This window comes from uncultured Tessaracoccus sp., assembly GCF_947286155.1.
In the GTDB taxonomy this organism is placed as follows: domain Bacteria; phylum Actinomycetota; class Actinomycetes; order Propionibacteriales; family Propionibacteriaceae; genus Arachnia.
The window spans coordinates 92,608-104,947 of sequence record NZ_CAMYPD010000004.1; the positions used below are offsets into that span (position 1 = coordinate 92,608).

A 12,340-nucleotide genomic window follows, 5' to 3' on the forward strand; every position below is an offset into this window, starting at 1 on the left:
CTTCGTGGTGCGAGGCCGACGCTACGCGGCTGGATGCTGTTGCTCGTGGGCACGGTGCTGGTGATGGCGGCTGCAGCCGTCGGTGAGCCTGACCTGGTGTGGGTCGGGCTGTTCTTGCTTGTCTTGCCACTGTTGAGCCTCGTCATGGTGTTGCTGCTACACCCCAAGCTCGAGTTTTCACGTACGATCCACCCGGCGCAGGTCGCCGTCGAGGAGACTGCCGAAGCCGTGGTGCGCCTACGCAACACCAAACCACTCGCTGCGACGTCACTGGAGCTCTACGACCTGGCGCCCGAACCGCTCGGGGGCGGCGCGAAGTTCTCGGTCATGCGCGCGTTCGGTCGGTGGGAACAAGCCGTGCGCTACCAGATCGAATCGGAGCAACGCGGGCGGTTCCTCGTCGGGCCATTGAAGGCGCGGGCAGGCGATCCGCTCGGGCTCGCCGTGGCGATCGTCCGCCCCCGCGGCGAACCGACGCTGTTGCGCGTCACGCCGAGAATCTGGCCCCTGGTAGACGCGATGCGCGGCCTGGGCGTCGGCGCGACGGGTGAATCGTCGCCGCATCTGACGGGCGCTGCTGGTCAAGACGACGTGCTCGTGCGCGAGCATCGCCACGGCGACGATATCCGTCGCGTGCACTGGCGTATGACGGCGAAGCAGGGCGAGCTCATGGTGCGCCTCGAGGAGCACCCGTGGGACCCGTCCGCACTGCTGATTGCCGATACGCGGCGCGTGAGCCACGTCGGGGCAGGCCCGCAGTCGAGCCTCGAGTGGGCTATTTCGGCCGCGACGAGCGTGGCCGTCAAGCTCGCTGACGAGCGCTATCACATCGTCATCGCTGGCGGTTCGGGAACCATCTTCGAGCCGCGGCAGTTGAAGGGCCCGGCGCAGCGCCAAGCTGTGATCGACGCGATGACCGACACCGGCGCATCCGATGAACGCGATCTGAGCGCGATTTTCGCGGAGTCTGAGTCGCTCGACGCCACCGGCAGCCTCGCGTTCTTCGGGGGGCTGCTCACGGTGCAAGACGCCGCTACCCTGACAGCCATTGGCCAGCGCATGGCCAAGCCATTCGCGATCGTGATGGACGCGCCCGCCTGGAGTGAGCCCTCGTCGGAGCATCACGACGCCGTGCAGTTGCTGCAGCGCCATGGCTGGGCGGTGGAACAGTACGGGCCTGGTACTTCCTTCACGAAGGCATGGGCACGTGCCATGACGAGGCGGGGTGCCGCATGAGCCATCGAACCAACGTGTTGCTGCCCCTCGTGATCGCCGTTGCGGCGTGGGCGTCGATCTTGCCGATGAACACCCTCATCACTGGGCACGATCACCTCACCGTTGCCGCGGGTGCGGCCGGTGCTGTGGGAGTGGTCGGCCTACTCGGTGCGTTCATGAAGCTGGGGCGAGGGCTCACCTACGCACTGCAGGTGCTGGCCGCCGTGGTGTTCGCGCTGTGGCGCTCGACCACGCTCCTCCCCGACGAGCCCTTCCCTTCGACGGTGATCGAGCTGTGCCGGTCCGGGGCCGCCGCCATCAACGCCTCTCAACCCCCGGTCGATGGCGCTGCGGGCGTCGTGTTCCTGGTGCTGCTGTTGGTGTTGCTTGTGCAGCTGATCGTGGAATTGCTCGCGACGGTGCTGGACCAACCATCGTGGACGTTCGCCCCGCTCTTCCTCAGCTACATCGTGGCTGCCATCGCCAACCACGACGAGCTGACGCTCAGCGTGTTCGCCGCTGTCGCGGCCGCCTACGTGCTGGTGTTGGTGACCGCCACGAGCGTCGGCAATGGGTACCGCGCTGAAAGCGCTTCTCGAGCCGGAGCATTTCACGCCACGCGCGCACTGTTTGCGGCGGTGCTTGCCGTGGCTGCCATCGCGAGCGCCGTCGCGCTCCAACCGCTCATTCCGCTCGGTGACAAACAGCCGTGGCAAGGAGCCGGCTCGGGCCCCATCCGTTTGAACGATCCCACGGTGGAGCTGAACAAGAACCTGCTGCGGCCCGAGGACCGACCGGTGCTGACGTATCGCACAGCAGACGGCGAGCCTGTCTACCTCCGCACGGTGGCGCTGCCGAACCTCACCTCAAACGGTGCTGGTTTGACGCAGATGAAGCTGCGCACCAGGGGCTTGGCAGAGGCCTACGACGCGCCGGGGCGGGACGTCGCCGTCGATGTGCAGATGGAGAATGTGCCGTCCGAGTACTTGCCCGTGCCGTTCGCGGTCGACAGCTTCGATGCGCGGGGCTCATGGGCGTACGACCCCGCAACGCTGTCGGTCGTCGCTACCGGCAAGGATCGTGCGCAGGAGACGGTGGGGCTCGGCTACTCTGCGCGCGCTGTCGTACCCAATCCCAGCAAGGAAGATCTCGACGGTGCCACCGCCGGCACCGACGTCGATGCCATCACCACCGCGGTACCTGACGTCGATGACCGTGTGGTGGAGTTGACGAAGCAGGTGGTGGGAGACGCCGCCACCGACGGGCAGAAGGCGCAGGCCATCCAGAAGTTCCTGCGCAGCGACAAGTTCAACTACTCTATTGAGGCTCCCCAGCATGCCTCACTCGATGTGATCTCGTCGTTTATCTTGGAAGACCGCAACGGCTATTGCATCCATTTCGCCTCCGCGATGATGACGATGGCGCGTATCGAAGGGATCCCTTCACGCATGGCGGTGGGGTTCAACACCGGAAGCCGGATGGCTGACGGGTCCTTCCAGGTGACCTCACACAATATGCACGCGTGGCCGGAGCTGTATTTCCAGGGTCTCGGCTGGGTGCCGTTCGAGCCCACACCTTCGGTAGCCGAGCCCCCTGCCTACACCGACCCCGACGCTCCTTCGAGCGCCACGCCAACGCCCTCCCCTAGCCCCAGCCCGACGCCATCGTCATCGGCAGCCGCTGATCCGACGCCAAGCTCGAATGCATCCCCAACGCCGACGCCTACCGGCGTTCCGTCCAAGCAACCTGTTCCGGTGCCAACGTCGAGTTCTTCGTCGCCGTGGGTTCCCGTGCTGCTTGGGGCGCTGGGCGTACTGGTGCTGCTCGCACTGCCCTGGCTCATCCGCGAAGGCCTCCATCGCTGGCGCCTGCGCGCAGGGCAGGAGTCGCGAGCGTTGGCGGATGCCGCCTGGCGCGAGGTGCACGCCATTTTCACCGACGCGGGGGTTCCGTGGCCCGACGGGTCGCCCGGCCCTGCCGCACGAGCTGCCGCAGATTCGGTGCCCTCCGGCGACCTCCTCCAACAGGTGGCGGAGACTGTCGAACGTGTTGCGTTCTCGCGTGACGGCGCTGACGTCACCCAGCTGCCACAGCAGGTGGCTGCACTGCGTCGCAGCATGGTGGGCAGCATGCCGTGGTGGCGAAAGCTCTGGCCACGCTCGCTGTGGCGATGGCGCTGATTGGTAGGTCAAGTCCCTTGTAGTGGTGTAGCGGTTTCCTTCGTTAGGCGGTCAGGGGTAGGGGTTGGGTGTCCTCCTCGACGGTGTCGGTGGTGGGGATGGGGGTGAGTCGGCATCGGGCGAGGATATCGAGGCCGAGGTAGCGTCGGCCTTCGGCCCATTCGTCGGTTTGCTCGGCTAGGACGGCGCCGACGAGGCGGATGATGGCGTCGCGGTTGGGGAAGATCCCGACGGCGTCGGTACGACGCCTAATCTCGCGGTTGAGGCGTTCGGCGGGGTTGTTCGACCAGATCTGGGTCCAGACGTCCTTGGGGAAGCTGGTGAAGGCGAGCAGGTCCGCGCGCGCGTTTTCGAGGTGCTCGGCGACGGCGGGGAGCTTCTCGCTAGTGTAGTCCAGGAGCCGGTCGAACTGGGCTTGGACCGACGGCTTGTCCGGCTGGTCGTAGACCGAATGCAGCATCGCCTTCACCGCCGGCCACATCGTCTTGGGGGTGAGGAACATCAGGTTGGCTGCGTAGTGGGTTCTGCAGCGCTGCCAGGACGCTCCGGGCAGGTTCGCCCCGACAGCCTCGACCAGCCCGGCGTGGGCGTCACTGGTGATGAGACGGACCCCGCCCAGGCCGCGGGCGACCAGATCGGCGAAGAACGTGTTCCACGCCGGCCCGGTCTCACTCGTGGCGACCTGCAGGCCCAGGACTTCGCGGTGGCCGTCGCCGTTGACGCCGGTCGCGACGAGCACGACGGCGCCCATCACCCGCCCGCCTTCGCGGACCTTCATCGTGAGCGCGTCGGCCGCGACGAACGTGAACGGCCCCGCATCCGCGAGGGGGCGGTGGCGGAACTGGTGGACGTGTTCGTCGAGGTCGGCCGCCATCCGGGACACCTGGAACTTCGAGAGCCCGTCGATCCCGAGGGTCTTGACGAGCTTGTCCATCCGGCGCGTGCTCACGCCTGCGAGGTAGCAGTCCGCGATCACCGTGATCAACGCGGACTCGGCACGTTTGCGGCGCTCGAGCAGCCATTCGGGAAAATAGGTACCCGAGCGCAGTTTCGAGACGGCGACGTCGATCGTGCCGACGCGGGTGTCCAACCGGCGGTGGCGGTAGCCGTTGCGCTGTGCGATCCGTCCTGCCGAGGCCTGTCCCCATTCGGCGCCGCACACCGCGTCGGCGTCGGCGGAGAGCAGCGCGTTGATGATGGTTTGCAAAAGCTGACGCATCATGCCCGGCGACGCTTCGGCCAGCAGGTTGCCCAGACCCGGGCAGGGTCGACAATATGAGGAGCGGTCATCGTGGCACTTCCTTTGAGAGAGCTTTCGAACGTGAACTCGAACGATCCCACGGTGACCGCGCCACCGTCATCGACGACACCAGCCACCCTGGGCGCTACACCACGCTAGGGGGCTCTACTGATTGGTACGGACGCAAACTCGGCATACAATGACCGGTACATCTCTCCCAAGGAGTCGTGCATGGAGCTATCCGAACAGGAGCGCAAGCTTCTCGAGCAGCTTGAAGCTTCCCTCAAAGCTGAGGATCCGGGTTTCGCTGACACGCTCAGCGGACGCGGCCAAGTGCGCATCCACCGTCGCCGCGCAGCAATCGCTGGGCTGGCGTTCGTCGTCGGCCTTGCCGCACTCCTCGGAGGCATCCAAATTCATCCAGCGGTGAGCATCGCAGGGTTTGCCGTGATGCTGGCGGGAGCCGTCGTCGGCATCAATTCCTGGCAGCGCGTGCAGGGCGAACCAGACCCAGCGCAGCGCCACAGTGATCGCACCGCAGGTGGTGGCGGCAGCGCTGCTGCACGGCGACCGTCTGCGCCGTCGTCGAGCCAGGATTTCATGGAGCGTTTGGAAGAGCGCTGGAAAAAGCGCCAGGAGGGCGGCGAACAGCCGTAGCGCCTGCGTTCATCTGGCAAGCCTGGCTCGACGCACGGCATTCGGCCCGAACCGGAGCGCGAGCTTGTCGATGGCGGCCTCGGCGTCGCGCCACCCGTATTCCGGTTCGCCCAGTGCTGGCTGCTCGTACGCAGTTTCTTTCGGTGTGAGCTTTCCCACCCGCACCCCCACCCGACGGATACGCGCCCGCTGCAGATGCAGGCGTCGAAAGAGCCGCATCGCTTCAGCAAAGATGGCGTTGGTGGCGTCCGTAGGAGGTATGGAACCTGTGCGGGTCACCGTCTGGAAGTCCGCAAACCGCACTGACAGCGTGACCTGACCGCCCACCATCTGCTGCGCGCGCATTCTCGACGCGGTGCGCTCGGCCATGCGCAAGATTTCCGTCTCGACGGCGAGTTCGTCGTCGGTGTCGAACGGGAAGGTCTCTTGCGCACCGACGCTGCGTTCTTCTGGCTCGCGCGCGATGACGGTGCGTTTGTCGTAGCCCCAGGCGAGGTCGAGGAGTTGTGCTCCTTGCGAGCCCAACGCCCGCTGCAGCGTCTGGCGTTTCGTCATGGCGACATCGCGGATGGTGACGAGGCCGAGCTTGTGGAGCTTGCTCGCCGTCGCTTCCCCCACGCCCCAGATGGCTTCCACCGGAAGCGGGTGCAGGAAGCTCACGACCTCGTTCGGCTGCACCGCCAGCAACCCGTCGGGTTTGGCTTGCTTGGATGCGAGTTTGGCGACGAACTTGTTGGGGCCGATGCCCACGGAGCAAGGCACGCGCTGCTCGTCCATTACCTGCGCGCGGATGCGTTCCCCCACCTCGACGGGGTTGCCGCCCAGCCGGCGCATCGCCGTCGTGAGGTCGAGGAAGGCCTCGTCGATGGAGGCCATTTCCATGCGGTCGGTGATGGTGCAGAAGATCTCTTTGATGCCGTTGGATACCTGCTCGTAGCGGTCGAAATCGGGCGGAATCACGTGGGCTGCCGGGCACAAGCGCCTAGCTCTGCTCGTCGGCATACCTGCGCCGATGCCGTAGGCTCGGGCCGGATAGTTAGCCGAGAGCACCACGCCGCGCCCGTCGCCTCCGACGAACATCGGCACCGCTGCCAGCTCTGGGCGGCGCGCGATCTCTACCGACGCGTAGAAGGCGTCCATGTCGATATGCATGATGATCATCGGCCGATGCTCCCTGGGCTGGAGTGCCAGAGTTTGCGGGCCGTGCTCTGCTGCGGGGTGTGGTAGCTGGCGGGGTCGGCGTCGATAATGCGGTGCACTGCGGCGATAGCCTCGGCTGGTTGGCGTGTGCGTTCGTGCGCGTCCCGCCAATGCGTGTAGAGGTGCTCCAAGCTCCATGCTCCCGTGGCGCGAAGCGAGACGCCGCTGCGCCCGGTGCGCCGGACGGTGCCGCGCACCAGCAGCAGCCAAGAGTTGAACACCGTCGTGGAATACGGGCCCTGCACGTCCTCGAAAAACGTGGCATCGCTCACCCCCGTGGAATCGTCGAGGGAAAGGAACACCACCCTGCTTCCCGAGCGAACCGGGGGCGTCTGGGTGGCCACCTTCACCCCTGCCACCAGCACTTCTGCGCCTTGCCGCTGGTTGCCAAGGAGCCGTGCAGGTGTGGCACTGAGCGCGCGCAGCAAGGGCAGGTATCGCGTGATCACGTGACTGCTCGCGTCCAGACCGAGCACCTCCAGCTCGGCCCGAATGCGCTCGTCAGTCCTCATTTCAGGCAGGCCCGTGGGTGTGACGTCGAGGCAGTCAGCTTCTGTGAATGTGAAGGCGTCTTGGCCTTCCAGTTGCTTGCCCGTGCCGGCGTGGAGGTCGGCAATGGTGAGCAGAATGTCGCGACGGGTTACCTGCGCGTGGCTGCGCAGTTCGTCTGCATTCCCGATGCCGTAGAGCGAGTCGAACCCGCCGGCCAACGTGAGATGCTCGGCGGTGGTGCGGCTGGTACGCGCGCGCTGCCAGAAATCGGTGACCGACGTGAATGGCTGGGCATCCACGATGCGCGCCACCTCGTCGTCGGTAATGCCTGCCACGTCGGCCAGGGAGAGCCGGATGCCCCAGCCGCCGTCGACACGTTCGGCGCGGTAGCTTCCGGTGGATGCGTTGACGTCGAGGCCCAGCACCGCAACCCCCATCTGCCGCGCTTCTTCGAGCAGCAGCCGTTTCGGGTACATGCCCGGATCGTGGGTGAGGATGCCGGCCAGAAAATGCGCCGGGTGGTGCCGCTTCAGCCACGCGGACTGGTAGGTGGGCAGCGCAAATGCGGCGGCGTGTGCCTTGCAGAACCCGAACGAGGCGAACGACACCAGAATCTCCCACACGCGCTCGATCACCTCGCTGGCGTACCCCCGCTCGCTAGCGCACCGCCGGACCCAGCGCTCTATCTCGTGTTGGTTGTTCCTATCCGCAAGTGCACGACGGACCTCGTCGCCCTTCGCGAACGAGCACCCCGTGGCGGCGGCGACGAGCTGAATGATCTGCTCGTGGAACACCACTACCCCGCACGTTTCTTCGAGGAATGGCTGGAAATCGATGTGGAGGAACTCCGGTGTGCGCAGGCCCTGGCGCGCGTCGACGAAGGGCGTAATCATGTCGGACTTCACCGGGCCGGGGCGGAAGAGGGAGATGTCGATCGCGATGTCGTCGAAACTGCGTATGTCGAATTTGCCGACGAGCTCTCGTTGCCCTGGCGACTCAATCTGGAAGCAGCCGAGCGTGCGGCGCTCGGCGATCATCTGGTACACCTCCTCGTCGTCGAAGGGCTCGAGCGCGTCGATGTTGGGGGCGCTGCCCGTGGTGCGCTCGAGTTCTTCGAGTGCGTGCGCCATCGCTGATTGCATGCGCACGCCCAGCACGTCGAGCTTCATCAGCCCCAGGTGCTCGACGTCATCTTTATCGAACTGGCTCATGGGGTACCCCTGAGCGCTGGGCTCGAGCGGAGTGCGGGTGGCGAGGGTGGCGTCGGAGAGCACCACGCCGCACGGGTGCAGCGCCACGTGGCGCGGCAGCCCATCGAGAGATTCCACCAGGGTGAACAACCGCTCGAGGCGCGCCTCCCGCATGCCGGCATTGCGGAGCTCGGGAAGCTCTCGGATGGCGGTGCGGGCATCGCGGGCCCGGATGCGCGGGAACGCTTTCGCCATGGCGTCGATCTCGCTCGGGGGAAGGCTGAGCGCGGCACCGACGTCGCGTACAGCATGCCGCACTCGGTAGGTTTCGAGCATTGCGACGCAGGCCACCCGGGCGCTGCCGAAGCGTTCGAATATGCCGTCGTAGACCTCGGTGCGGCGCGCGGATTCGACGTCGAGGTCGATGTCTGGCAAGGCCCTTCGCAGCGGTGAGAGGAAGCGTTCCATGAGGAGTCCGTGCCGCATCGGGTCGACGCCGGAGATGCCGAGCGCATAGTTGACGAGCGAGCCCGCGCCAGAACCGCGGGCGGCGCAGCGAATGCCCATCTCGTTCACCATCTGCACCACGTCAGCGACCGTCAGGAAGTACGCATCGAAGCGAAGGCCCGCGATGATTGCCAGCTCGTCGTCGAGCCGTGCCGCGGCGTCGGGGGTGACGACGCCGTACCGCGCGGCCAGGCCCGCCTCGCAGCGGGCGCGCAGTGCGCGAGGTGCGTCGTCGATGGTAGCGCCGAGGGTATCGAGTTCGGGCAGGCGAACCTCGCCGAGGCCGATATCGTGGCGCGGGCTGAGCGTGCAGCGCTCCGCGAGTGCCTCGGTGGCAGCGAGCAGCGCTTCGGCGTTGGCACCCGCGAGCTGGGCGACCTCGTCGACGGCGCGGCGCATCTCTTGCTCGCCCTTCAAGTAGCCCTCGGCGTTGACGCGGTCGATGTTGCCGGCCCGCAGCGGCACTCGTCGCCTGGCGGCGTCAAGCACGTCACAGGTGGCGGCCTGCTCGGGACGCGCCATGCGCACCATGTTCGTCGCCACGACGGGCGCCCCCGCCTGCTCTGCGGCGCGCACAAGCCCCGCGGCCTGGTGTGCAGACGCGATGCCTCGGCCAGGTGTGTGATGGTTCGTCATCGCGACGGTGAGCCCGCCTGCCAACGCATCGCGCCAGCGCCGAATTTCGTTGACGGCGCCGTCGAACCGAGCGTCGAGCAGCATCCTCCCGGCTGGGGAATCGGCGCCAAGCCCGACGATCACGTCGCCGCCTGCTACGTGCTCGGCAATGCGCTCTAGGGTGACCCGTGGGGTGCCACGACCCGCAGCGTGCGCGGCACTGATGAGCGCACATAACTGCCCCCACCCAGCCCTCGAGGTGGCCCACAGCGTGGCCCGAGGGAGACGATGGTCGCGGAGCGCCCCGCCCTTCACCGCAGCGGGGCGGCGCGCGGGAGCCCATCCGTTAGGAACCACTGCGAGGCTTGCCCCGATGATGGGCGCGACCCCCACCTGCGAGCATGCATTCGCGAAGCGAACCGCGCCGTAGAGGCCGTCGCGATCGGTGAGCCCAACGCGCGTCATGCCAAGCTCGGCAGCCCGCGTGACGAGCTCGTCGGGGTGTGAGGCCCCGTACTGCATCGAGTAGCTGGAGCAGGCTTCAAGGTGGGTGAACACGCTAATCCTCCACGCCTTGCAGCTGCCAGTCGTCGTTTCCGACGGTGCGGGCAAGCTCGTAGACACCACGCCAGGCACGCCCGCTCTCGGCTTCGACGCGCCACACCTCGCGCTCTTCGACACCTGGTGCCGCAGGGTTTCGCCACCACGGAGACGATTCTCTCGTGAGGGTCTGCACGGTGAGCACACGCAGCAGACGCCCGCGCCAGACGAACTGGGTTGGAACGTCGCGAAACTGTACGGTGACGGGCTCTTGATAGATACGCATGGCAGCCTTCCGGGGAACGTTCGATTGTGTTGCTCGACCCGGGAACCTCGGCCGGCTGCAGGGGTCGAATCTGCAACCGGCCGAGGTGGCCCAACCGGAAAGCGCTCGACTAGAGCTTCCCCAAGGTAATCGAACGCTTGTCCGGTATGTATAACTATAGGCGCCCCCACTGACAATTCGTCAACCTCCAGCATTGCGCCTTGTCAGCCGGCCAATGCGCACGACAACTCGCGTATTCAAGGGCATTCGCGCATAGACTGCCCGACATGATTGTCGTCGAGGGAAGCACATTGGCGGGCATGGCCGTCGCGGCTCGCCTGGCCAGACTTGGGCACGACGTAGTGCTCTCCGGCGACGACACCCCGCGCGCTCCGCTCGACCACTTCGAGCTTCCCGCCGCGTGGCGCGATCTCTTCAAGAAAACCGGGCGCCCGCTCGCCGGAACGCTCGGCTCGCTCGGGCTCTCGCTCGAACCGGCCCCGCCGGTGACGTATCTCCTCCCCTGTGGCACTGAGCTGGTGCTCCCCGACGAGCGCGGCGGCCAGTACTACGCCATCCGCGACGCCTTCGGCCAAGCCCAAGCGGAACGCTGGCGCGATCTCGTCGACGAACTCGACGGCGTGTGGGCCGCGCTGCGCCGCTTCGGCGTCGAGGCCGCAGACACCCCCGCCAGCGCCGACGACCGTCGAGCGCTCTGGCTACACCGCACGCTGGCAGACGTTGCAGACCGCGCCGGGAAGATGGCGCCGATCATCCTCGCGGAAGCTCACTTCGCAGGCACCGATTCACGCAAGGCGCCGGCGCTCGTCGCGGTACGGCAATCCATCGTGCGCATCTTCGGGCGCCACCGCCTCGTCGACGAGCAGGGCCGCACGGCAGACGCGTCGGCCCTCATCTCGTTGCTGGAACGCCGCCTCACCGAGCGGTTCGTCCGACGAAGCCCCGCACCGCCCGGCGGGGTCACCGTCGACGCACGGCCAGCACTGCCCCAAGGCCGCTGGCGCCGACCCCGCCCCGCGCTCACCCCCGCCGCCCAGCCCGCGGAACCCGGTGCGGCGGCGGAGATCGTCGACCTCACCGGGCCGGCCCCCATCCGCACTATCCGTGGCGAGCAGCGCGCCACGCGCCTCGACTACACGCAGGCCACACCCAACATCGACGCCGGCCTCGCGCCCGACGACGCCCGCCGCTGGCTACACCGCCCCACCCCGAGCGCCCACCACGCCAGCGCGGCCTGCGTCGCCGGTGGCGCGCCGTGGGCGGAGCTGATGAGCGCAGCGCTCACCGTCTACGCGCTGCACGAGGAACTCACGGGCGAGGACTGCCGCCCGACGAACCGCGCCTTCACCATGCCTCCTATTCGTCGCGAGGCTCCGGATCGCGACGCGTAACCGCCCACCACGCCAACAACCCGACGATCACTGCGAGCACCAGCAGCACCGCAACATCGGGGATGGCCTCGGCCCACCGCCACAGCGTCGACTCCAGCTGCAGCTGCTGCGTCGCGTCGAAGATGCCACCCAGCGCGCCGGTGGCGTCGGTCGCGAGAAACAGCACACCCATCACGACGAAGAGCACGCCCGCCACAAGGCCCCACACCGTCGTGCGCAGCGGACCGACGGTGACCTCGCGCGGCTGCAGCCGCTCCGCCATGCGCCCCGCGTCCCAGAACAGCGCCAGCAGCGCGAGCGGCACCACCATCCCAGCGGCGAAGAGGGAGAGCATCATGGCCCCATACAGCCACGAGGCAGACACTGCGGCGAATGTCAGCACCGCACCGAGTAGCGGCCCAGTACAGGCACCCGCCAAGCCGTAGACAGCGCCGAGCGCGAGGACGGCGAGCCCGCTCGTCCCGCCCCTCGAGCGCAGCCCCGGCATGGGAATAGAGACGCCAGCCATGGTGAGTACGCCGATGACGATGAGCAGCACGCCGCCCACCACCGCGATGGTGTGACGATGGGTGATGAGGATGGAGCCAAGCGTCCCTGCGGCCATGCCGAGCGGGACGAGGGTGAGCAGCATGCCCAGCATGAACAGGCCCACCCTGCCGAGCAGCGTCGCCCTACGGGTGCCAAACGCGATGGCGAAAAAGCTCGGCAACAGCATGGCCGAGCACGGGCTGAAGATAGCCGCCACCCCACCGAGGAAGGCGGCCGCCCAACCGAGCGTCACGATCCTGCCTTCGCCAGCTCCGCATCGATGGTCTGCTTGAATACCT

At 67.1% G+C, this 12,340-nt stretch carries 8 protein-coding genes and 1 pseudogene; 4 read left to right on the top strand and 5 right to left on the bottom strand.

The genetic code is table 11. The annotated features are described in order from the left end of the window. The first annotated feature begins 33 nt into the window (after nt 1-33). Both Q0X68_RS02130 and Q0X68_RS02135 read left to right on the top strand, forming a co-directional pair. Nucleotides 34-1,236 carry a DUF58 domain-containing protein gene (locus Q0X68_RS02130; RefSeq protein WP_297746871.1) on the top strand — a complete coding sequence of 401 codons (1,203 nt, stop codon included), beginning with the start codon at nt 34-36 and terminating at the stop codon, nt 1,234-1,236. Then, nucleotides 1,233-3,395 carry a transglutaminaseTgpA domain-containing protein gene (locus Q0X68_RS02135; protein ID WP_297746874.1) on the top strand — a complete coding sequence of 721 codons (2,163 nt, stop codon included), beginning with the start codon at nt 1,233-1,235 and terminating at the stop codon, nt 3,393-3,395. The genes Q0X68_RS02130 and Q0X68_RS02135 overlap by 4 nt, the downstream gene beginning before the upstream one ends. A 43-nt stretch (nt 3,396-3,438) precedes the next feature. Here the strand turns inward: Q0X68_RS02135 and Q0X68_RS02140 are convergent. After that, a pseudogene (locus tag Q0X68_RS02140) lies at nt 3,439-4,685 on the bottom strand (IS256 family transposase). Nucleotides 4,686-4,866: 181 nt separating this feature from the next. On the opposite strand from Q0X68_RS02140, the gene Q0X68_RS02145 reads away from it, so the two are divergent. After that, a complete protein-coding gene (locus tag Q0X68_RS02145; RefSeq protein ID WP_297746877.1) occupies nt 4,867-5,292 on the top strand; it encodes a DUF3040 domain-containing protein in 426 nt (141 codons plus the stop codon). A gap of 9 nt (nt 5,293-5,301) precedes the next feature. On the opposite strand, the gene dinB is transcribed toward Q0X68_RS02145, so the two are convergent. Genes dinB through Q0X68_RS02160 form a run of 3 tightly spaced genes read right to left on the bottom strand, consistent with a single transcriptional unit; the run spans nt 5,302 to nt 10,122 of the window. Further along, nucleotides 5,302-6,453, bottom strand: coding sequence for a DNA polymerase IV (dinB, locus tag Q0X68_RS02150; protein ID WP_297746880.1), 1,152 nt, complete (start codon nt 6,451-6,453; stop codon nt 5,302-5,304). Beyond that, nucleotides 6,450-9,854, bottom strand: a complete 3,405-nt coding sequence (locus Q0X68_RS02155; protein ID WP_297746886.1) for a DNA polymerase III subunit alpha — start codon at nt 9,852-9,854, stop codon at nt 6,450-6,452. The genes dinB and Q0X68_RS02155 overlap by 4 nt, the downstream gene beginning before the upstream one ends. A 1-nt stretch (nt 9,855) precedes the next feature. Beyond that, nucleotides 9,856-10,122, bottom strand: a complete 267-nt coding sequence (locus tag Q0X68_RS02160; protein ID WP_297746889.1) for a DUF6504 family protein — start codon at nt 10,120-10,122, stop codon at nt 9,856-9,858. A 266-nt stretch (nt 10,123-10,388) separates the two neighbouring features. Here Q0X68_RS02160 and Q0X68_RS02165 point away from each other — a divergent pair, with 266 nt between their 5' ends. Next, entirely contained in the window at nt 10,389-11,513 is a 1,125-nt protein-coding gene (locus Q0X68_RS02165) for a hypothetical protein (protein ID WP_297746891.1), read from the top strand. On the opposite strand, the gene Q0X68_RS02170 is transcribed toward Q0X68_RS02165, so the two are convergent. Continuing rightward, nucleotides 11,479-12,340, bottom strand: an 862-nt coding sequence (locus Q0X68_RS02170) for a cytochrome c biogenesis CcdA family protein (protein ID WP_297746893.1), incomplete at its 5' end; no start/stop codon positions are given. The genes Q0X68_RS02165 and Q0X68_RS02170 overlap by 35 nt on opposite strands.